19 protein-coding genes and 1 pseudogene are annotated in these 20,046 nt (G+C 64.3%); 8 read left to right on the forward strand and 12 right to left on the reverse strand.

All coding sequences use genetic code 11. The features are described 5' to 3' along the window. Window positions 1-62: 62 nt before the first annotated feature. A complete protein-coding gene (locus AC0L3C_RS15580; protein ID WP_473265176.1) occupies window positions 63-833 on the forward strand; it encodes an anti-sigma factor family protein in 771 nt (256 codons plus the stop codon). 329 nt (window positions 834-1,162) lie between these two features. On the opposite strand, the gene AC0L3C_RS15585 is transcribed toward AC0L3C_RS15580, so the two are convergent. After that, complete coding sequence (locus AC0L3C_RS15585) at window positions 1,163-2,125, reverse strand: DnaJ C-terminal domain-containing protein (RefSeq protein WP_473265175.1); 963 nt, start codon at window positions 2,123-2,125, stop codon at window positions 1,163-1,165. Between the two features lie 107 nt (window positions 2,126-2,232). Continuing rightward, a complete protein-coding gene (locus AC0L3C_RS15590; RefSeq protein WP_473265174.1) occupies window positions 2,233-2,634 on the reverse strand; it encodes an RT0821/Lpp0805 family surface protein in 402 nt (133 codons plus the stop codon). A 113-nt stretch (window positions 2,635-2,747) separates the two neighbouring features. Here AC0L3C_RS15590 and pdxH point away from each other — a divergent pair, with 113 nt between their 5' ends. Both pdxH and AC0L3C_RS15600 read left to right on the forward strand, forming a co-directional pair. Then, window positions 2,748-3,389 carry a pyridoxamine 5'-phosphate oxidase gene (pdxH, locus tag AC0L3C_RS15595; protein ID WP_473408402.1) on the forward strand — a complete coding sequence of 214 codons (642 nt, stop codon included), beginning with the start codon at window positions 2,748-2,750 and terminating at the stop codon, window positions 3,387-3,389. 97 nt (window positions 3,390-3,486) lie between these two features. Beyond that, a complete protein-coding gene (locus tag AC0L3C_RS15600; protein ID WP_473265173.1) occupies window positions 3,487-4,239 on the forward strand; it encodes an SDR family NAD(P)-dependent oxidoreductase in 753 nt (250 codons plus the stop codon). 40 nt (window positions 4,240-4,279) lie between these two features. Here the strand turns inward: AC0L3C_RS15600 and AC0L3C_RS15605 are convergent, their stop codons facing one another. The 3 genes from AC0L3C_RS15605 to AC0L3C_RS15615 form a co-directional block, all read right to left on the reverse strand. Beyond that, complete coding sequence (locus AC0L3C_RS15605) at window positions 4,280-4,909, reverse strand: Uma2 family endonuclease (protein ID WP_473281439.1); 630 nt, start codon at window positions 4,907-4,909, stop codon at window positions 4,280-4,282. Between the two features lie 196 nt (window positions 4,910-5,105). Beyond that, the gene (locus AC0L3C_RS15610) at window positions 5,106-5,324 is read right to left on the reverse strand and encodes a hypothetical protein (protein ID WP_473265171.1); all 219 of its coding nucleotides are present in this window, start codon (window positions 5,322-5,324) and stop codon (window positions 5,106-5,108) included. 186 nt (window positions 5,325-5,510) lie between these two features. Continuing rightward, complete coding sequence (locus tag AC0L3C_RS15615) at window positions 5,511-6,488, reverse strand: magnesium transporter CorA family protein (RefSeq protein WP_473265170.1); 978 nt, start codon at window positions 6,486-6,488, stop codon at window positions 5,511-5,513. A 336-nt stretch (window positions 6,489-6,824) separates the two neighbouring features. Between AC0L3C_RS15615 and AC0L3C_RS15620 the strand changes: the two genes are divergently transcribed. After that, a complete protein-coding gene (locus AC0L3C_RS15620) occupies window positions 6,825-7,511 on the forward strand; it encodes a L,D-transpeptidase (RefSeq protein ID WP_007594711.1) in 687 nt (228 codons plus the stop codon). A gap of 38 nt (window positions 7,512-7,549) precedes the next feature. On the opposite strand, the pseudogene AC0L3C_RS15625 reads toward AC0L3C_RS15620, so the two are convergent. Then, a pseudogene (locus tag AC0L3C_RS15625) lies at window positions 7,550-8,669 on the reverse strand (extensin family protein). Between the two features lie 65 nt (window positions 8,670-8,734). Here AC0L3C_RS15625 and AC0L3C_RS15630 point away from each other — a divergent pair. Together AC0L3C_RS15630 and AC0L3C_RS15635 are read left to right on the forward strand one after the other, a co-directional pair. Continuing rightward, complete coding sequence (locus tag AC0L3C_RS15630) at window positions 8,735-10,363, forward strand: fatty-acid--CoA ligase (RefSeq protein WP_473265168.1); 1,629 nt, start codon at window positions 8,735-8,737, stop codon at window positions 10,361-10,363. Window positions 10,364-10,535: 172 nt separating this feature from the next. Continuing rightward, window positions 10,536-11,390, forward strand: a complete 855-nt coding sequence (locus AC0L3C_RS15635; protein ID WP_007594716.1) for a DUF1499 domain-containing protein — start codon at window positions 10,536-10,538, stop codon at window positions 11,388-11,390. Window positions 11,391-11,506: 116 nt separating this feature from the next. On the opposite strand, the gene AC0L3C_RS15640 is transcribed toward AC0L3C_RS15635, so the two are convergent. The 4 genes from AC0L3C_RS15640 to AC0L3C_RS15655 all read right to left on the reverse strand — a co-directional run bounded on the left by AC0L3C_RS15640 (window position 11,507) and on the right by AC0L3C_RS15655 (window position 16,930). Then, window positions 11,507-12,427, reverse strand: a complete 921-nt coding sequence (locus AC0L3C_RS15640) for an MBL fold metallo-hydrolase (RefSeq protein WP_007594719.1) — start codon at window positions 12,425-12,427, stop codon at window positions 11,507-11,509. A gap of 149 nt (window positions 12,428-12,576) precedes the next feature. Next, entirely contained in the window at window positions 12,577-13,791 is a 1,215-nt protein-coding gene (locus tag AC0L3C_RS15645; RefSeq protein WP_473408403.1) for an acyl-CoA dehydrogenase, read from the reverse strand. A gap of 160 nt (window positions 13,792-13,951) precedes the next feature. Then, the gene (gene ribB, locus AC0L3C_RS15650; RefSeq protein WP_007607359.1) at window positions 13,952-15,028 is read right to left on the reverse strand and encodes a 3,4-dihydroxy-2-butanone-4-phosphate synthase; all 1,077 of its coding nucleotides are present in this window, start codon (window positions 15,026-15,028) and stop codon (window positions 13,952-13,954) included. 174 nt (window positions 15,029-15,202) lie between these two features. Continuing rightward, the gene (locus AC0L3C_RS15655; protein ID WP_473265167.1) at window positions 15,203-16,930 is read right to left on the reverse strand and encodes a cation:proton antiporter domain-containing protein; all 1,728 of its coding nucleotides are present in this window, start codon (window positions 16,928-16,930) and stop codon (window positions 15,203-15,205) included. A 67-nt stretch (window positions 16,931-16,997) separates the two neighbouring features. Between AC0L3C_RS15655 and AC0L3C_RS15660 the strand changes: the two genes are divergently transcribed. Together AC0L3C_RS15660 and AC0L3C_RS15665 are read left to right on the forward strand one after the other, a co-directional pair. Further along, window positions 16,998-17,525, forward strand: a complete 528-nt coding sequence (locus AC0L3C_RS15660; RefSeq protein WP_473265166.1) for a DUF3124 domain-containing protein — start codon at window positions 16,998-17,000, stop codon at window positions 17,523-17,525. A 65-nt stretch (window positions 17,526-17,590) separates the two neighbouring features. Beyond that, window positions 17,591-18,826 (forward strand): aminotransferase-like domain-containing protein, encoded by a 1,236-nt coding sequence (locus tag AC0L3C_RS15665; protein ID WP_473281453.1) that lies wholly within the window; start codon window positions 17,591-17,593, stop codon window positions 18,824-18,826. A 10-nt stretch (window positions 18,827-18,836) separates the two neighbouring features. Here the strand turns inward: AC0L3C_RS15665 and hpaD are convergent, their stop codons facing one another. Continuing rightward, window positions 18,837-19,691 (reverse strand): 3,4-dihydroxyphenylacetate 2,3-dioxygenase, encoded by an 855-nt coding sequence (gene hpaD / locus AC0L3C_RS15670; protein ID WP_473408404.1) that lies wholly within the window; start codon window positions 19,689-19,691, stop codon window positions 18,837-18,839. Between the two features lie 17 nt (window positions 19,692-19,708). Beyond that, entirely contained in the window at window positions 19,709-19,981 is a 273-nt protein-coding gene (locus AC0L3C_RS15675) for a helix-turn-helix domain-containing protein (RefSeq protein WP_473408405.1), read from the reverse strand. Between the last annotated feature and the right edge of the window lie 65 nt (window positions 19,982-20,046).

A 20,046-nucleotide genomic window follows, 5' to 3' on the forward strand; every position in this document is an offset into this window, starting at 1 on the left:
TGGGAAGCGACGCAGTTGAACCACGAAAAACATTTTGGGCCGCAGAGCCAGAGACGATCGATATGAACGACCGCAAGATCCCAGTGACCGAGGACGAACTGCACGCCTATGTCGACGGCGAGCTGCCGGCCGAGCGCCGCGCCGATGTCGAGGGCTGGCTTGCCGCGCAGCCTGAGGATGCCGAGCGCGTGCAGTCCTGGCGTGCCATGGCCGAGATGCTGCACGCCCGCTACGATTCCGTCGCCCAGGAGCCGGTGCCGGCGCGGCTGGAGCTCGAACGGCTGGAGCGCCGCCCGCGGCACTGGCTGTATGGCGCCGCCGCGGCCGTGCTGGTGGCCTTCCTCGCCGGCGGCACCGCCGGCTGGCTGGCGCACGGTGCCGCCAACGCGCCCTCGACCTTCCAGAGCTTTACGACCGACGCGCTCGACGCCCACCGCCTCTACGTCGTCGAGGTTCGCCATCCCGTCGAGGTCGGCGGCAACGAGCGCGACCACCTCCAGGCCTGGCTGACCAGACGCTGCGGCTGGACCGTGTTTGCACCGAACCTGGAGGCGAGTGGACTGAAGCTCGTCGGTGGCCGGCTTTTGCCGGGGCCAAACGGGCCGGCGTCGTTCCTGATGTATGAGGGCGCCTCGGGCGAGCGGTACACGATCTACACCGCCAAGACCGAGAATGGCGCGACGCAGATGCGCTACGCCCGAACGGACAAGGACGGGGCGCTGTTCTGGTCGGAGCGCGGCGTCGGCTACGTCGTCAGCGGTGGCGGTGACCGCGACCGGCTGACCAAAGTGGCGCAGGCCGTCTACGACCAGGCAGAGAAAAGCGGCACCTAGACAACCACGCAATGGCGGTGCCTCGATTCCGACATTGAAAATTTGGAATGAAGACATCGGCGCGTCTCATTATCGCACCGGATGATCACGCGAAAATGAGCAGCGTTCGATCCGCCGATCGACGCGGGCGGCCTCGATTGGGGTTTTTGGTACCGCGCTGGTCCCCCTCTCGAGGCCGCACCTTTTTATCGGCTGCCCCGCCGGACAGCCGACACGTCAAGCACGTGCCAAGAAGGGCTACCACGCCTCGGGCATATGATGAGCATCATCCCGATGGACGACGCTCTCAGTCTTTAGGAGAACCCCTTCACACTTTTCCAGATCATGCGTTAGCCAAGCCCGCTACGTGGATTGTAGGGGCGCTGGTCCCGCCACTTCTCCATCAATGCTTCAAGCTCGGCATCGTTCCCGTCCGGTAACATAATCCTGACAGTGACGAAGAGATCCCCGGTTCCGCCAGTTTTTGGCAATCCTTTGCCCTTGAGGCGGAAGGTCCGGCCGCTGGAGGTGTTTTGCGGGACCGAAAGCTCCACGGCATTGCCGAGGGTGGGCACGCGGACCTTGCCGCCAAGCACCGCCTCGTAAAGCGTGACCGGCAGGTCGATCCTGAGATCAGCGCCCTCGATCTTGAAGAACGGATGCGGCGCGATGCTGATCGTGATCAGGAGATCGCCCGGCGGATGGCCCTGAGCGCTCTCGCCCTGTCCCCGCAACCGGATCTGCTGGCCCTCGGTCACGCCGGCCGGAATCTTGACGTTGAGTTCCTTGCCGTTCGGCAGCCGAACGCGCTTCTCGCCGCCCTTCACCGCCTCCTCCAGCGAGACGGTCATGGCGACATTGACGTCGAGATCGAGCCCGATCCCGCCGGTGTCGAATTCGAACTGTGCACCGCCGCCGGCCCCGGGGCGCGGACGCGGCCCACCGCCGAACATGCTGTTGAGAATGTCCTCGAACGCGCCGCCACCCGGACCAGGGCCCGCGCCGCCGCCGCGGAACGTATAGCTCTCGAATCCGCCGGGACCCGCACGCCCGCGCGGCCCACCGCCGCCCGGAAAGCCCTGGAAGCGCGGCTTGCCGTCGGCGTCGATCTCGCCGCGGTCGAATTGCTTGCGCTTGTCCTCGTCGCCGAGGATCTCGTTGGCCGAATTGAGCTCAGCGAAGCGCTCGGCCGCCTTCGGGTCGTTCTTGTTGCTGTCGGGATGGTGCTTCTTGGCAAGCTTGCGATAGGCGCTCTTGATCGCGGCAGCGTTGGCGCTCCGCGGCACCCCCAAGACCTCATAGGGGTCGCGCATCCGTCACGTCTCCTTCAAGAAATCGAATTGTTCAAAGGGCTCCCCGCCCGCTGAGCTTCATGTGGGGGGCGAGTGGTATTTTTGCAACTAGTCTGGTGAAGCGATTCCTAGCTCCGCCACGGCTTTAGCGTATGAATCTCCCAACTGCCACGGCTGCTTTGGCAGCCCGCGCCCTGGAGCCAGCTTTCGGTGCTGCCGTTGACGTAGCTTGCCAGGAAGTCGCGGCACTTGCGGCCGTCCTCGGCGGCATAGGATTGCGCGATCGGCGTGACCGAACCGCGCGCCCCGGTTTCCGGATTCTCCCAATGCTGGCTGGAATCCTTGTCGTTCTTGCTGAGGACGTCGGAGGCCGCGTTGCGGGCGAAGGCGAGATCTGTCTCGGTCGGCGCCTTGGCCGGCATTGCGATCGAGCCGGTGAGGTCGCTGTCGTCCGCCTTGGCGTAGGCACTCTTGTCATTGCGGGAAAAGCTGCAACCGCCGGTGCCGAGCCCGATCAGAATGATCGTCATGACGAAGCCGGACGGCCGGATCGCCGATAGGCCAACGCGTCCCCATACCCTATATAGGGCGGTAGCAGACAACGACGCGTTTTGGACCGCAGGACGCAACTCGGACCCCAGACATGACCGACACGACCCCGATGAAACACCAGACACCCTTAACATCCGGTGATTTCACCGCCGCCGACGAGCCGTTTGCGCTGTTCGAGGCCTGGCTGAACGAAGCCATCAAGAGCGAGCCGAACGATCCGAACGCCATGGCGCTCGCAACTGTCGATCCCGATGGCCTGCCGGACGTGCGCATGGTGCTGATGAAGGGCTTCGATACCGCTGGTTTCGTCTTCTACAGCCACATCGCCAGCCAGAAGGGCCGCGAACTCGCCGCAAATCCTAAGGCGGCGTTACTTTTTCACTGGAAGTCGCTGCGCCGTCAGGTCCGCATCCGCGGCAACGTGACGCCGGTGACCGAGGCTGAGGCCGACGCCTATTTCGCGACCCGCCCGAAGCAGGCGCAGATCGGCGCCTGGGCGAGCAAGCAGTCGCAGGAGCTGGAGAGCCGCTTCGCCTTCGAGCAGGCGATCGCCAAGGTCGCCGCCAAGCACATGATTGGCGAGGTGCCGCGGCCGCCGGGCTGGAGCGGCTGGCGTATCACGCCGTCGCGTATCGAGTTCTGGCATGACCGCCCATTCCGTCTGCACGACCGCATCGAATTTCGCCGTGACGCGACCGGCCAGAAATGGTCCAAGACGCGGATGTATCCCTAGTATTTTGTTCGAGCATGATCCTTTCGGAAAGCCGCCGCACGCTTTGCGCTAACGCGGCCCTCCGGGTCCGGATCATGCTCCAACCTGAAAGATGTCCATGCCGCAGTCGTCCAATGCGCCGCGCCGTACGCTGCTCCTGACCGGAGCGAGCCGCGGCATCGGCCATGCCACCGTGATCCGTTTCTCCTCGGCCGGCTGGCGCGTCATCACCTGCTCGCGGCATCCGTTCCCGGAGGATTGTCCTTGGGACGCGGGCCCTGAGGACCATATCCAGGTCGACCTCGCCACCCCCGCCGATACCACGCGCGCGATCTCCGACATCCGCGACCGTCTCGAAGGCGGGATGCTGCACGCGCTGGTCAACAACGCCGCAATCTCGCCGAAGGGCGCCGGCGGCTCCAGGCTCGGCTCGATCGACACCGACCTCGACACCTGGACGCACGTGTTCAACGTCAATTTCTTCGCGCCGATCATGATGGCGCGCGGGCTGATCGAGGAACTGAAGACGGCCAAGGGCTCTGTCGTGAACGTCACGTCGATCGCGGGCTCGCGCGTGCATCCCTTCGCGGGCGCGGCCTACGCCACCTCGAAGGCCGCACTCGCGTCCCTGACGCGCGAGATGGCGTCCGATTTTGGCCGCGTCGGCGTGCGCGTCAACGCGATTGCGCCGGGCGAGATCGACACCTCGATCCTGTCGCCGGGCACCGAGAAGATCGTCGACCAGCAGATCCCGATGCACCGGCTCGGCACGCCCGACGAGGTCGCCAAGATCATATATGTGCTGTGCACGGACACCTCGTCTTACGTCAACGGCGCCGAGATCCACATCAACGGCGGCCAGCACGTGTAAGCTCTCGTCATCGTACAAAGACGGAGAGTCTGAGAGCCCTTCAAGCGGGGCGCTTTCGGCCACGCCGCGGCTGTAACGGTGTCCCCTGATAGAGATCAGCAACGGCGCATTGCACTCCGAATGCGGGCAGCTTCAATTCCTCGGACCCGCCGAGTGTTTGCGAGCTCCCGCCACTCGGCGTTCTCGCGTCGAGACGGACCTCCATCCGGTCCTGCTCGATGATGAGCACCGCTTCGCAGGCCGCGTGCGCGAGATAGATGGTTCGTTTGACGTCGATCCACCTTTTTTCGGTGGCGGGCACCCGCGTGTCGTCACTGGCGGAGACGATCTCTGCCAGCAGATAGGCTCGCTCGACGAACCTCTGGTCCGGCTCGTACTCCGCATCGATGACGGCAACATCCGGCTCGGGGCGGAATTCGCCCGACCCAAGTTCGATGCCGGGACGCTGCATTGCGATGCGACTCTGATCGTGACTCGCGAGCGCGTCGTTGAGCAGACGCTCAAGATTTCCCGCGATGCGGTTATGCGCAATCGTTGGCGGCGTCATCATCATCGGGACACCTCCGACAAGCTCCCAGCGCTCATGGTCCGGCCGACCTTCCTGGAACACACGGAAGCGCTCGCCGGACATGCGCCCGGCCCTGGTGGGTTCTTTGATTCCAACACCCATGGGCGTCTCCGACGTCACCGGGCGTGAGCCCAATCGGCTCCGCCGCGAACGCCAATAGAGATAAGGAGGGCTGGCAGGGGCCGCCACCTTCCCGTCAGATACTACGATCCAATGGTAGGGAAGAGCTACGGGAACGGGAGCAAGGCGATCCAGACAACGCCGCCGCAAGACCTGGATCGCCCTTGGCTTCCGTTCCTCAATCGAGTCGAATCCGACGTGACCTCTCGCGTGGCTGCGGAGCGGCCGTGCTGATTGCGGTCGAGCAATCGTCGTCGTTCTCACCGTCGAGCAGCGGAGCACCACAGTGCCGGCACATGCGTGCCGACATCGACGACGCCTTGCCGCTCGTCACGATGTGGCGATAGCTCGCCAGATCGATGACGTTGGGGGGCGTCGTTATGTGTTTTTCAACCATGGCTGTTCCTCGCGGCTTACCTGCTCCTTATCGCAGACAAGTTTCGCGCAAACGTTCAGCCCACCGCTCAAATTTTACCGGAGGAATTGGGGCGGCGAGCACACATCCCCGTGCGGCCGCAATCCCGCTCTATTCTGCGACACCAGACACCGTGTCTCTGCTTCCCGCGTAAGGTCTCGGTAGCTATTACAGCCACTTCTTCCACTTGAATATCCAGTACGGAACGATCGCCGCGATCAGCATCAGCACCAGCGCGAACGGATAACCGTGCGCCCATTCGAGTTCCGGCATCGACTTGAAATTCATGCCGTAGATCGAGGCGATCAGCGTCGGCGGCATCAGGACAACCGCCATGACCGAAAACAGCTTGATGATGTTGTTCTGCTCGAGATTGACGACCCCGAGCATTGCGTCGAGCACGAAGGTGATCTTGCTGGAGAGGTAGGAGGCGTGATCGGTCAGCGAGACCACGTCGCGCTGCATGGTCTTGAGTTGCTCGCGCATGTCCTTCGACCATTTCACGCCCTCCACCACCGCCGAGAGGAAGGCGACGACGCGGCCGATCGAGACCAGGCTCTCGCGAACCTTGGAGGTCAGATCGCCCTTGCGGCCGATCGAGATCAGGATTTGCGAATATTGCTTGGCGTGGCCGTGGCGCTCGCTCTCCGGCTCGAAGATGTCATGCGAGACCTGGTCGATCTCGGCGCCGCAGCGCTCCAGGATGTCGGCGCAGCGGTCGATCACGGCATCGAGCAGTTCCATCAGCACCATCTCGCCGGTAATGGCCGGCGCGCAGGACCGGGCCAGCTTGGCCTCGACCAGCGCAAAGGGCTTGGGCTGGTCATAGCGCACCGTTACCAGGCGGTGGTCACCGAGAATAAAGGTCACCGCCGTGGTCCGGGGCATATCGGTATCGGAGTGGCACATCAGCGTCGCGGTCATGTAGCGCGCGCCGTTCTCCATATAGAGGCGGCTGGAGATCTCGATTTCCTGCATGTCCTCCCGGGTCGGGATTGCGATCCCCGACAGCTTCTCGACGGCTTTGTCCTCGGCCGCGGTCGGGTTGACCAGGTCGATCCAGACCGCATGCTCCGGGACTGCCGCGAGATCCTCGACGATGGCCTTCTTGAGGGATGACTCGGAGGGAACGAACACAGAAAACATGCACAACTCCAGCAGGGGCCTGCGACAGACTGACAGCCCTTAGCGCGATTCTGACAAGTTGATGATGACAAGCACATTAACGGAGCGTTTGCATTTGTGGCGACGCCGTGGCCCAACTGTGGCATGGAATCGACACATGCGCCCGTTTTGCCCCGAAACCGACTCTGGCCCGCAAAACTTGCGGCAGAAAAGCCACAGGTAAGGTCTTGCAGCGCGGGAGAAGCTTCGTAAGGCTGGAATTGTGGCAGATTTCAACGATAATAGGGCCAACGGAGTCGTGGAATTGGGCCTGCTCAAGCCCCACGAAAGCTTGTTGTTGTCGATTGGAACCAAATCATGTCGTTGCTGAAAGTTACGCTGGGTATTTTGGCCGCTGGCCTGATGCTGTCGGGCTGCATGCAGGCCACGCATTTTGAAGCGACCGACACCAAGGCCTTCAAGCCGAAGGACAAGGAACTCCTTGCCAAGGTTCGGTACGAGAACACCCCGGTCGCAGAGCCGTTCCGCCGCGCCATCGTCGAGTACCACCGCAAGGAATCGCCGGGCTCGATCGTGGTCGATTCCGACAACCATTACCTCTACTACGTCCTGGATGGCGGCAAGGCGATCCGCTACGGCATCACCGTCGGTGAAGAAGCCATGGCCTGGTCCGGCATTGCCAAGGTTGGCAGCATGACCGAATGGCCGGCCTGGCACCCGACCCCCGGCGAAATTTCGCGCCTGGGCGTGCCCACCTTCGTCGCCCCCGGTCCGGACAATCCGATGGGTTCGCGGGCGATGTATCTGTATTCGGGCGGCAAGGACACATTGTTCCGCATTCACGGCACAAATCAGCCGGAATATATCGGCGCCTCGATCTCCTCGGGCTGCATCCGCCTGACCAACGAGGACGCGATCGACCTCTATGGCCGCGTCAAGGTCGGCACCATCGTCGTGGTGCTCGAACCGAAGCACGGCGATTCGCCCTACAATTCGCGCCTCGCGCTCGGCGGCGGCGGAACTGGCCAGGCGGGCAGCTACTGATCCCGTCCTGATCTCTATGAGATTCAAAAGCGCCGGTTTTACCGGCGCTTTTTTGTTGCCGGCTTGTGCGGCCGGGTTTTGTTGCCCTCGGCCTCCGATTTGTCCGCAGGCGCGGGAGATGTCTCCGCCGCCTCGTCATCAACGCCTTGCTTCGGGCTTGGCTTCGGGTTTGGCCGCGACCTCACGTGGCGGCGCCTCCTCGGGCCGTTCGGCCGGCAGCAGCGGGGCAATTTGCGGCAGGGGATCCCAGACGTTCCACTGGCAGATCCGGTAGTCGTTGCGCCGCTGCGCGAGGTCGAGATGGATATGGTCCTCGTGGTACCAATCCGAGCCGGGACCGAGCACGGTCGAAAAGCGCGAGCAGACCGAATGCAGCACGCGCTCGCGCAACTCGCGCGACATGGTGCGATCGGTCAGGCCGATCGACTGCCCGTTAGCGAGCTTGATGGCGCGCACATCGATCGCGTTGGCCTTGCCGTGCTCGGACAGCATGGCGCCGACAACGCGGTTGCGGCCGCGGCACTCGAAGCTGTCGAAATTGTCGAGATCGCTGATGGTCGAGCCGAGGCTCGCGGCCAGCGGCACGACGTCCTTGCGCACCCAATCGGCGATCGCGGACGCCATGGTGCAGCGGAGGATCGCCGCCGGCTTGACCGCCACCTTGCGCTTGTCCGGCAGCACGATGGCTTCGAGCCGCACCAGATCCTCGCCGCCGCAAGCGCCAGGGCCGCGGATATCCGGGATCGAGGGCGCGATAGCGATCTCCTCGGTCAGCGCGAGGCGGCACGCCGAGGCCTGTTTCTCGGGCGGCGGCGCCGCCTCGGCGGGCTTGGTGGCGCCAGGTTTGTCCGCGGAAGGCCTTTCCGTGGAAGGCTTGCCGTCGGTCTCCGCAGGAGCCTCCTCCGATGCCTTGGCCGATCCCTTGGGGGCCTCCTCAGGGCGAGGCCTTGGGAGCGGGATCTTGCCGGAGATATTGGCAGAATGAACCGTCGCGCGCGGCCGTGGTGCAGCAATACCAAAGATATCCAGCGGGGACCCATATCTGCGCGCCTCTGCCCGGTCCGCGAGCCCGAGCGCGACGGTAACCATGGCCGCGCCGACGGACATATAGCCGCGACAAGACCATTTGCGGCGAAAGGCGGGCAGGCTAAAACTCATGACAATTCTTTGGCCCAACGCTGAGAGCGACAATCCGCCCAGCGGCTTCTCGGAGGAACGACGGAATGCTTGGTTTGATGCAAGACTGGCCCCTGCTCTGCCACAGGATCATCGAACACGCCGCCAAGATTCATGGCAAGCAGGAGGTCGTGACGCGCTCGGTCGAGGGACCGATCCATCGCACCACCTATGCCGATATCCACAAGCGCGCCCTCAAGGTCTCGCAGATGCTGGAGCGCGACGGCATCAAGCTCGGCGACCGTGTCGCAACGATCGCCTGGAACACCTGGCGCCATCTTGAGGTCTGGTACGGCATCATGGGGATCGGCGCCATCTGCCATACCGTCAATCCCCGCCTTTTCCCCGAGCAGATCGCCTGGATCATCAACCATGCGCAGGACCGCATCGTGATGACCGACATCACGTTCATTCCGGTCCTGGAGAAGATCGCCGACAAGCTGACAAGCGTGGAACGCTACGTCGTGCTCACCGACAAGGCGCACATGCCGCAGACGACGCTGAAGAACGTGGTCGCCTACGAGGACTGGATTGCGGAGGCCGACGGCAAGTTTAAATGGAAGGACTTTGACGAGAACACGGCGGCCGCGATGTGCTACACGTCAGGCACCACCGGCGACCCCAAAGGCGTGCTGTATTCGCATCGCTCCAACGTGCTGCACGCGCTGATGGCCAACAATGTCGACGCGCTCGGCACCAGCGCCTCCGAGACCATGCTCCCCGTTGTGCCGCTCTTCCACGCCAACAGCTGGGGCATCGCCTTCTCCGCGCCCTCGCAGGGCACCAAGCTCGTGATGCCCGGCGCCAAGCTCGACGGCGCCTCGGTCTATGAGCTGCTCTCGACCGAGAGGGTGACGCACACCGCCGGCGTGCCCACGGTGTGGCTGATGCTGCTCCAGCACATGACCGCCAACAATCTGAAGCTGCCGGATCTGAAGATGGTGATCTGCGGCGGCTCGGCGATGCCGCGCTCGATGATCAAGGCCTTCCTCGACATGGGCTCGAACGTCCGCCACGCCTGGGGCATGACCGAGATGAGCCCGATCGGCAGCGTCGCGGCGCTGAAGCCGCCGTTCCAGAATGCGACCGGCGAGGCGCGGCTAGACGTGCTCCAGATGCAGGGCTACGCGCCGTTCGCCGTCGAGATGAAGATCACCGACGATGCGGGCAAGGAACTGCCGTGGGACGGCACGACCTTCGGCCGCCTCAAGGTCGCCGGCCCGGCGGTCGCCAAGGCCTATTACCGGGTCGACACTGACATTCTCGACGAGGACGGCTTCTTCGACACCGGCGACGTCGCGACCATCGACGAAGCCGGCTACATGCGGATCACCGACCGCTCCAAGGACGTGATCAAGTCCGGGGGCGAATGGATCTCCTCGATTGACCTGGAGAACCTCGCGGTCGGCCATCCCGCCGTGGCGGAAGCCGCCGTGATCGGGGTGTTCCATCCCAAATGGGACGAGCGTCCGCTGCTGATCGTGCAGCTGAAGCAGGGCCAGCAGGCCAGCCGCGAGGACATCCTGAAGTTCATGGACGGCAAGATCGCCAAATGGTGGATGCCCGACGACGTTGCCTTCGTCGAGGGCATCCCGCATACGGCAACGGGCAAGATCCTGAAGACTGCGCTGCGCGACCAGTTCAAGGAATACCGCTTCCCGAACGCGGCGGCGTAGGCGGCCAAACCAAACACCGTCATTCCGGGCGATGCCAACGGCCTCGAACCCGGAATGACAGGCCGTAACATCCCGGGAACCCTTGAATTTGCCTCGGGGCCGTGGTCTCAACGGCCCATCGTCGTGCCTGATCGGCCGGCATCGCCCTCAAGACCCCGGCAGAGCTCACCCGATGGCCCGCAGGTTTTCCGCTCCCTATCAGTCGGAGCCCGTGTCCAGCCTCGCGAGCTGGGCGCGCAATCTGGCCGTGTTCGCTGTGGTGGCGGTGGTGGTCTCGATCATCATCGTCCGGTTCGGCTTCCTGGAGATGAAGCCGGCGCTCGCGACCTTCTTCGGCGGGCTCGGGATCGCCGCGCTCTCGATCCTGTTCGGGCTCGCCGGCTTTGCCGCGATCTGGCAGAACGGCTCGCGCGGCATGGCGCGCATCCTGCTTGCCTTCCTGATCGACGGCGCGATCCTCGCCTATCCTGCTTATCTCGGCCTGCAATACCGCAAGCTGCCGGCGATCCACGACATCACCACCGACCCGATCGACCCGCCGCGCTTCGACGCACTGGCCCGCCTGCGCACCGGCGATGGCGCCAATACCGCGGTGTATGCCGGCCTCTACTCGGCCGAGCAGCAGCGTCAATTCTATCCCGATATCGAGCCGATCGAGCTCGAGATTTCGGTCGACCGCGCCTATGCGATCGCGCTTCAGCTGGTCAACAAGCGGAAATGGCTTGTGATTGACGAGCGCGCGCCGCAGCCGCCGCGCCGCATCGGCCGCATCGAGGCGGTGGCGCGCTCGCCGATCATGGGTTTCCGCGAGGACATCGCGATCCGGGTCGTGCCCGACGGCGAGGATTCCCGCGTCGATATCCGCTCCGCCTCGCGCTATTTCGAGAGCGATCTCGGCAGCAACGCCGCGCGGGTGAAAAAATTCATCGACGATCTCAACACCGCCGCCGATGCCGACGCACTCAAGCCGGTGAAGAAGACGCCGGTGGCGCCGCCGAAGGCGCCGGCGAAGACGGTGAAGAAATAGGATTCTGTCATTCCGGGGCGACGCGAAGCGGCGAGCCCGGAATCCATCGGGCCGCAGCTTTCGGGGATAAATGGATTCCGGGTTCGCGCTAACGCGCGCCCCGGAATGACGAGAGACTAGTTCGCCATCCGATAGGTCCCGCCAATCACGGGATCGCCGTCCGTCGCCACTACGCCGCGGGCGACCAGGTCTTCCAGATGGGCCAGCACGGAGTAGCCCGCCGCAGTGGTGAGCCTCGGATCGATGCCGATATAGATCGCCCGGACCATGGTCGGGATGTCGGTCTCGCCCTTGGCAAGGCGGTGCAGGATGGAGGCTTCACGCGCCTTGCGGTGACGGATCAGGAAGCGCACGAAGCGCGGACCGTCCGGAATTTCGGGGCCGTGGCCGGAGAAATACACATCCTCCTCGCGCGCGGCGAGACGATCCAGCGATTCCATGTAGTCGATCATCGAGCCGTCGGGCGGCGCCACGATCGAGGTCGACCATCCCATCACGTGATCGCCGACGAAGTTGAATTTTCGCTCGGGCCAGGCAAACGCGAGGTGATTGGCGGTATGGCCGGGTGTCGCCACGGCCTCGAGCCGCCAACCGTCGCCTTCGACCACATCGCCATGGGCGATCCTGATATCGGGCGCGAAGTCGCGGTCGGCGCCGGATTCCGGGTTGTGCTTCTCGCTCTCGAAACGCGGGCGCGAGGCGCGGTGCGGGCCTTCGGCGTAAACAGGCGCGCCGGTCGCCCGCTTGATCCGCGCGGTGTTCGGCGAATGGTCGCGGTGGGTGTGGGTGACGAAGATATGGCTCACCGTCTCGCCGCTGACAGCATCGAGCAGCGCCGCCGCATGCGCCTCGTCGTCCGGACCGGGATCGATGATCGCGACGTTGCCTCGGCCCACGATGTAGCTCACCGTGCCGGTGAAGGTGAACGGGCTCGGATTGTTACAGAGCACCCGCCGCACGCCGGGGCGGACCTCCTCGACGATGCCGGGCTTCAGCGGAAAGTCGCGGTTGAACGGGACGTCGTCGTTGTCGGACATAGCTTGCTCATACCTTGCTGACTTCGTCATGCCCGGCCTTGTGCCGGGCATCCACGTTCTTCGCGTGGTCTAAGACGTGGATGGCCGGGACAAGCCCGGCCATGACGCAATTGGAGAGTTCAGTCGCATCCCACACTCTGGCGGTTTGCTCAGAAAAACGCCTGAATGCCCGTGATCGCGCGGCCCAGGATCAGGGCGTGGACGTCGTGGGTGCCCTCGTAGGTGTTGACGGTCTCGAGGTTATGGACGTGGCGCATCACGTGATACTCGATCGAGATGCCGTTGCCGCCGTGCATGTCGCGCGCGACGCGGGCGATGTCGAGGGCCTTGCCGCAATTGTTGCGCTTCATGATCGAGATCATCTCGGGCGCGAACTTGCCCTCGTCCATCAGGCGACCGACGCGCAGCGAGCCCTGAAGTCCGAGCGCGATCTCGGTCTGCATGTCCGCTAGCTTCTTCTGCACGAGCTGGGTCGCAGCGAGCGGCTTGCCGAACTGCTTGCGGTCGAGCGTGTACTGGCGGGCGCGGTGCATGCAGTCCTCGGCCGCGCCGAGCACACCCCATGAAATGCCGTAGCGGGCGCGGTTGAGACAGCCGAACGGGCCCTTCAGGCCGGAGACGTTGGGCAGCAGCGCGTCTTCCGGAACCACGACGCCCTCCATCACGACCTCGCCGGTGATGGAGGCGCGAAGCGACAGCTTGCCGCCGATCTTCGGTGCCGACAGGCCCTTCATGCCCTTCTCCAGCACGAAGCCGCGGATCTGGTTGTCGTGCGCGGCCGACTTGGCCCAGACCACGAACACGTCGGCGATCGGCGCGTTCGATATCCACATCTTGCTGCCGGTCAGGCGATAGCCGTCCGACACCTTCTCGGCGCGGGTTTTCATGCCGGCCGGATCGGAGCCGGCGTCAGGCTCGGTCAGCCCGAAGCAGCCGACCCACTCGCCACTGGCGAGCTTCGGCAGGTACTTCTTGCGCTGGTTCTCGTCGCCATAGGCGTAGATCGGATACATCACCAGCGAGGACTGCACCGAGTTCATCGAGCGGTAGCCGGAATCGACCCGCTCGATCTCGCGCGCGACGAGACCATAGGCGACATAGCCTGCATTGGCGCAGCCATATTCCTCCGGCAACGTGATCCCGATCAGGCCGAGCTCGCCCATCTCGTTGAAGATCTCCCGATCCGTCTTCTCTTCGAGATAGGCCTTGGCGACGCGCGGCAGCAGCTTGTCCTGGGCGTAGGCGCGCGCGGTGTCGCGCACCATGCGCTCGTCTTCGGTGAGCTGCTCGTCGAGCAGGAACGGATCGTCCCACTGGAAAGTAGCCGAAGCCGGCTTGTCCTTGGCCTGAGGGCGCGCGGTCATGAAACGTCCTTTCGTCTGGTTCCGTCAAAATTTGCCCGACAACGTAAAGCGCCGCGGCAACAAGTGCAATTGCGTTGCAGATGTACGGGTCTGCGTGAATCCCGGGGACCTGCGAGGCGCGCCTCGGGGGATACGCTTCGCGCACCCCGGGATGACAGCGCTAGCTTTCGAGCAGCTCGTTGGCGACGATCTCGATGCCGAAGCCGGAAAGGCCCTTGTAGTCGTGCACCGAGGAGGTGAGATGCCGGATCGAGGTGACGCCGAGATCGCGCAGGATCTGTGCACCGACGCCGACTTCGCGCCACTGCCGGTTGCGGTCGGCCTCGGTCGCGCTCTCATCGGGCAGCGGCGCCACGGGGACACCGGCCGCACCGTCGCGCAGATAGACCAGGACTCCACGGCCGGATTTCTTGAAGTGCTCGAGCACCGCCGCCATGCGCTTGTGGCCGGTGAAGATGTCCTTGACGATGTTCGGCTTGTGGAAGCGTGTCAGCACGTTCTTGCCGTCGCCGACGCCGTTATAGACGAAGGCGACGTGGGCGATGGAATCGAACGGCGAGCGGTAGGCATAGCCCTGCAGCGGCCCGATCGGGCTCTCGGTGACGAAGGTCGAGACCCGCTCGATCAGCTTCTCGCGCACCTGGCGGTAGGCGATCATGTCGGCGATGGTGACGTGCTTGAGCTTGTGCTGGGCGGCGAAGCGGGCGACCTGCTCGCCCTTCATCACGCTGCCGTCGTCGTTCATCAACTCGCTGATGACGCCGACCGGTGGCAGGCCGGAGAGCTTGCACAGATCGACCGCGGCCTCGGTATGGCCGGAGCGCAGCAGCACGCCGCCGTCCTTGGCGATCAGCGGGAAGATGTGGCCGGGACGGGCGAAGTCGTTGGCGCCGGCGTTGGGATTGGACAGCGCGCGGCAGCACGAGGCGCGCTCCTCGGCCGAGATGCCGGTACCGCCGTCGGGCTTGTAGTCGATCGAGACCGTGAATGCGGTGGTGTGCGCGGAATCGTTGTGGGCCACCATCGGATCGAGCCGCAGGCGGCGCGCATCTTCGGTGGTGATCGGCGCGCAAACGATGCCGGAGGTGTGGCGGATGATGAACGCCATCTTCTCGGCGGTGCAGAACGAGGCGGCGACAATCAGATCGCCCTCGCCCTCGCGGTCATCGTCGTCGGTGACGACCACGAGCTCACCCCGGGCAAAGGCCTGCAAGACTTCCTGGACGTTATCCGGCATTTCCCAATCTCTATCGGTTATGGCCCGGAGGCTTAGCCGGACTTGGGCCGGGGCGCTAGTGTCCCCGGCGCAACCGCATATGCCGGACCGCAGCCCTGCCCGATGGGCGGCTTGCACCAGGCAGATCAGGGATATGGGCACGGAAAAGGCCGGTGAGAAGCCGGCCGGGCACGGTCAGGGCAGCACCTCGCGCCGCTCGCCGAGCCGCTGATCGAGCTCGGCACGCTTGTCGGCCAACAGGCCGGCTTGGGCGGCCTCGATCACCGTGAACAGCTCATGGGCGTCGCTGAGCCTGGTCACGGTGACATAGCTGGCGCCAGCCGCGTAGAGTTCGTCCACATCCGACAACAGATCGGCCGTGGCAACGATCATGGCGGTCGGGTTGAGGGTGCGGACGTGGCGGACCAGCTTCTCGTTGCTGGCCCCCTTCAGAAGCGCATCCGGTACGCTGAGGATGATCATCTCGGACTTGCCGACGCCGGCATGGAGCAGCGTGTCGGCGCTGCTGATATCGCCATAGATCACGTGCAGGCCGCGCGAAAGCAGCGTCTGGTACACATTCGGGTTGAAGTCGACCACGGTGATCTGCTCGAGCAGCACCGGTGCCTGCCGTTCAATCTCAGCCAGCAGCGCGCTCGCCGCACGGAAAAAGCCGAGGATGACGATGCGGCGCGCCTCGCCGTGGCCTTCGTGCCCTTCCTCGCCCTGGCCATTGCCGTGGTCGAGATCGCGCAAGCCGATCCGCTTGAGGGGGCCGATCGCCCAGCGGGTGATCTCGTCGCTGCGGGTCATCACGAAAGTCGAGAGCACCGCCAGCACCACGAAAGCGAACGAGGCCGCATTCGCCGTCTCGGCTGCGATGTGGTGGTCGGCGACGCCGGTCTGGATCACCACCAGCGAGAACTCGGAGATCTGCGCGAGATTCAGGGCCGGCAACAGGCTGGCGCGCAGCCCCTGCTTCATCAGATAGAGCGGGGCGAAGGTGGTGACGAGGCGGCTCACCACCGTGAACGCCGCGATCATCAGGGCAAGCCCGATCACGGAGAGGCCAGGCACGGGAATGGTCATGCCAAGCGCGACGAAGAACAGCGTGATGAAGAAATCGCGAAGCGTGGTGACCTTGGCCGTGACGTCGAGCGCGTAGGGAAAGGTCGAGAGCGAGACGCCGGCGATCAGGGCGCCCATCTCGCGCGACAGCGACAGCCGCTCGGCGGTCTCGGCGACCAGGAAGCACCAGGCGAGCGCGCCGAGCAGGATCAGCTCGGGGCGGCGGGCGATCTGGTGAAAGAGGCGCGGCAGCACGTAGCGGCTCACCAGCAGGGCGGCGGCGACCAGCACCGCGACGCGCCCGATCGAGAGCAGGATGACGCTGATTTCCAGATTGGCAAGGCTCGGCTGCACCGCCAGAAACAGGATGGCGAAGATGTCCTGCAGCACCAGCACGCCGAGGGTGATGCGGCCCGGCAGCGTGTCGAGCTCGCGCTTCTCGTAGAGCACCTTGACGATGATGACGGTGCTCGACAGCGCGCAAGCGACGCAGAGATAAACCGCGTCGAACTGCCCGCCCCCGAGCGACAGGCCGATGCCGGCGAAGAACAGCACCCCGAGCAGGCAGCCGCCGAGGAGCTGGCCGCCTGCCGCGAACAGGATGACCTTTCCCGCCCGCACGATCTTCTTCAGGTCGATCTCCAGGCCGATCATGAACAGCATGAAGATCAGGCCGAGCTCGGAGATGACGCTGATCGATTCCTGCGACTTGACCCAGCCGGCGCCAAATGGACCAATGCAGAAGCCGGCGATAAGATAGGCCAGGATCAGCGGCTGCCTGGAGAAGTGGGCAAGCAGGCCCAGCATCCAGGCAAACAGGATACAGAGAGTGATGTCGCGAATGAGCTCGTGCATGCCAGATTGGTCCGTTTTGCCGCACCCTAGTGATCGAGTGCGGCGCGGCAAGCGAGCAATTCGTCACATGCGGATGGGGCTCGCCATTGCAATGCTGCTATGCCCCCTCGCCTCCTCCGTACCGGCAGCCGCTCAATCCAAGGTCAATATCGAACAAAGCTTTGCTGATTCCCTCACCGCACTGCCAAAAGAAGAACTCGCCGTTTCCGGCGGATTCTACGTGCCCGCCTATTCCAGCGTCGCGATGAGCCAGGGCAAGCTGCGCGTCGACTTCTCGGTGACCCTGAGCGTGCACAACGCCTCCGAGACGCAAGCACTGGTGGTCAAACGCATCGCCTATTTCGACACCGCGGGCAAGCAGGTCGAGAGCTATCTGAAGGCGCCCGTCGCGTTGAAGCCCCTCGCCACCGTCTCGATCTTCATTCCGACCGACGACGTACGCGGCGGAACGGGAGCCAATTTCCTCGTCGATTGGGCCGCAACAAGCGAGATCGCCGAGCCTGCTGTCGAGGCCTTGATGGTTGGCGGCGTCGCCAACGCGCATTACGCTTTCATCAGCCAGGGCCGTCCGACCCGGACGGTCGGCAGGAAATAAGCAAGAAGCACGACTGACCGGCGCAAAGCCGGCAGCCTGACAAGAATAGAACGAGGAACGCTCCCATGACGTCCAGCTTCGATTTTGCGCCCCTGTTTCCCGCAGGGCTGCCGGCCCCCTCTGCGCGCTGGACGGGCCTCGCCAAATACAGTTTTGTCGGCGGCAACAACGACTCCGAGCAGCTGCCGCTCGATCATCTGATCGAGGCGGCCAATTTGGCTCTGCAACGCGAAGGCCGCTCGCTCGCCACTTACGGGCTGGCACATGGTCCCCAGGGCTATCTGCCCTTGCGCGAATTCCTAGTGACGAAGCTCAAGCGCGATGCCGGCATCAACTGCACGGTCGACGATCTCCTGATCGTCTCCGGCTCGCTGCAGGCACTCGACCTCGTCAACGCCACGCTGCTGACGCGCGGCGATACCGTGATCTTCGAGCAGGATAGCTATCAGGGCTCGCTGACACGTTTGGCCCGGCTCGGGGTCAACGTGGTTGGCATTCCCCTCGACAAGGACGGCATGCGCATGGACGTGCTGGCCACGACGCTGGCCGACCTCAAGGGCCGCGGCATCCGGCCGAAATACATCTACACCATTCCGACGGTGCAGAACCCGACCGGCAGCATCATGCCGGAGAGCCGCCGCACGGAGCTGGTGCGGCTGTCGGCACAATACGGCGTGCCGATCTTCGAGGACGATTGCTATGCCGATCTGGTCTGGTCAGGACAGCGGCCGCCGGCGATCCATGCGATGAGCCCGAACGGCGGCGTGATCCATATCGGCTCGTTCTCGAAGTCGATCGCGCCCGCGCTGCGCGTCGGCTTCATCGTTGCGCCCTGGGATGTGATGTCGCGGATGCTGGCACTGAAGACGGACGCGGGCTCCGGCGCGCTGGAGCAGATGGTGCTCGCCGCCTATTGCAAGCCGCATTTCTCGACCCACGTGCCGGCGCTGACGAAGGCGCTGCGCACCAAGCTCGACACCCTGATGGAGGCCGTCAACGAGCAGTTCGGGACGGCCGCCGAGTTCGAGGAGCCCAAGGGCGGCATCTTCCTGTGGGTGAAGCTGCCCGATCAGGTGGATACGCTGAAGCTGTATCAGGCCGCGCTTGCCGCCGGCGTATCGATCAATCCGGGGCCGGAATGGTCGACTGACAAGAACCATTCCAGATCGCGGCTGCGGCTGTGCTTTGCGAGCCCCTCCCATCAGCAGATCCGCGAGGGCGTCGCCGTACTGGCCGAGATCTGCCGCAAGGAGTTCGGCGTGCCGGCCCGCAGCGCCAATGTGGAGAAGGGGCGGGTGTGAGGGCGACGCCTTACGTGGGGACGTGAAACTCCACGTTGACCTGGCCGCTGCCGGATGACGGAAAGTATTCGCAGAGCTGCTCGGCCCTGCCATCGTACTCGTACCAGCCAAGGGCGGCGAACAGCATGATGGTGTCGGCCATACCGCCCTCGCCGTTGCACTTGGTCGCGTAATCCGGAAGCATGTCCAGGAATTCGCGGTAGCGACGGCTCTGCCAGAGTTCGAGCACGCGCAGGTCGACCTGGCGGTTGAACTCGCTGGCAACGCTCGTCCACGCCTCCGGCCCTAACTTCTTGTTGGGCCAGAGCCGATGTGAGAGCGAGCCGCTGGCCAGGATCGCAACCCGTTCGCCGGAGTTTTCGATGGCACGGCGCGTCGCCTCGCCGAGGGTCCGGCTTTCCTCGAACGACGTGAACAGCGGCGAGGCGATCGAAACCACCCTCGCGAAGCCGTCCGAATTCATGTAGTGCATCGGCACGATCGTGCCATATTCAAGCCCGAGGCTCGGCACCTGATGCGCGTTGACATCGAGCCCTGCAACGCCGGCTTCGGCGGCGATTGCTTCGGCGAGTCTCGTGTCGCCCGGCAGATCATAGCTCAGATCCTGAATCATGTGCGGCGCCTCGTGACTGGTGAACGAGGCGCAATGCCGCGCGTTGGCGTTGATGTGGTAGCCGAAATTGGAGAGCCAGTGGGTGTCGAACACCACGAAAGTGGTGACGCCGCGTGCTTTCGCCCGCCGACCGAGCTCGCGCAACGAGTCCACGGCCGCCTCGCGCGCCGAGCGCAAGTGACTGCCGGGCTTTTCCGAGAGCATCAGCGATGGGACATGCGTGACCTTGGCTGCCAGGACGAGTTGTCCCATCGCGTTCACCTCAAGGGTCAAGCCGCTTGGGGCTGGCTGCCGTGGATCGCGGAGGCCAGCCGCAGCAGCAGCACGATCGAGACGTTGCCCTTGCCGGCCTCGATCTGGGCGATGTAGCGCTCTGAAATCCCGGAGCGGCGGGCCAGCTCCCGCCGCGACAGGACGCAGCGCATGCGTGAGGACTTCAAGCGGTCGCCCAGTTCGGCCAGAAACGCGCTCTCGGAATAAGGCGGCACGGCACAGCTCCCCGGCAGCACCTCGCCTGCGAAATCCCTGACTTGATTCAGCATCGGTCTATCCAATTTCGCCTTCGGGAACGCCATCCTACCGGGGAAACCGGCTGCCTCATTGACGC

This window comes from Bradyrhizobium sp. WSM4872, assembly GCF_055811715.1.

Coding starts and splice junctions, on each gene's coding strand:
- ribB (WP_007607359.1), bottom strand. CDS start 15,028: ATGCCGGATAACGTCCAGGAAGTCTTGCAGGCCTTTGCCCGGGGTGAG.
- AC0L3C_RS15630 (WP_473265168.1), top strand. CDS start 8,735: ATGCTTGGTTTGATGCAAGACTGGCCCCTGCTCTGCCACAGGATCATC.
- hpaD (WP_473408404.1), bottom strand. CDS start 19,691: ATGGGACAACTCGTCCTGGCAGCCAAGGTCACGCATGTCCCATCGCTG.
- AC0L3C_RS15600 (WP_473265173.1), top strand. CDS start 3,487: ATGCCGCAGTCGTCCAATGCGCCGCGCCGTACGCTGCTCCTGACCGGA.
- AC0L3C_RS15665 (WP_473281453.1), top strand. CDS start 17,591: ATGACGTCCAGCTTCGATTTTGCGCCCCTGTTTCCCGCAGGGCTGCCG.
- AC0L3C_RS15660 (WP_473265166.1), top strand. CDS start 16,998: ATGCGGATGGGGCTCGCCATTGCAATGCTGCTATGCCCCCTCGCCTCC.
- AC0L3C_RS15675 (WP_473408405.1), bottom strand. CDS start 19,981: ATGCTGAATCAAGTCAGGGATTTCGCAGGCGAGGTGCTGCCGGGGAGC.
- AC0L3C_RS15610 (WP_473265171.1), bottom strand. CDS start 5,324: ATGGTTGAAAAACACATAACGACGCCCCCCAACGTCATCGATCTGGCG.
- AC0L3C_RS15580 (WP_473265176.1), top strand. CDS start 63: ATGAACGACCGCAAGATCCCAGTGACCGAGGACGAACTGCACGCCTAT.
- AC0L3C_RS15655 (WP_473265167.1), bottom strand. CDS start 16,930: ATGCACGAGCTCATTCGCGACATCACTCTCTGTATCCTGTTTGCCTGG.
- pdxH (WP_473408402.1), top strand. CDS start 2,748: ATGACCGACACGACCCCGATGAAACACCAGACACCCTTAACATCCGGT.
- AC0L3C_RS15645 (WP_473408403.1), bottom strand. CDS start 13,791: ATGACCGCGCGCCCTCAGGCCAAGGACAAGCCGGCTTCGGCTACTTTC.
- AC0L3C_RS15605 (WP_473281439.1), bottom strand. CDS start 4,909: ATGGGTGTTGGAATCAAAGAACCCACCAGGGCCGGGCGCATGTCCGGC.
- AC0L3C_RS15640 (WP_007594719.1), bottom strand. CDS start 12,427: ATGTCCGACAACGACGACGTCCCGTTCAACCGCGACTTTCCGCTGAAG.
- AC0L3C_RS15635 (WP_007594716.1), top strand. CDS start 10,536: ATGGCCCGCAGGTTTTCCGCTCCCTATCAGTCGGAGCCCGTGTCCAGC.
- AC0L3C_RS15620 (WP_007594711.1), top strand. CDS start 6,825: ATGTCGTTGCTGAAAGTTACGCTGGGTATTTTGGCCGCTGGCCTGATG.
- AC0L3C_RS15615 (WP_473265170.1), bottom strand. CDS start 6,488: ATGTTTTCTGTGTTCGTTCCCTCCGAGTCATCCCTCAAGAAGGCCATC.
- AC0L3C_RS15585 (WP_473265175.1), bottom strand. CDS start 2,125: ATGCGCGACCCCTATGAGGTCTTGGGGGTGCCGCGGAGCGCCAACGCT.
- AC0L3C_RS15590 (WP_473265174.1), bottom strand. CDS start 2,634: ATGACGATCATTCTGATCGGGCTCGGCACCGGCGGTTGCAGCTTTTCC.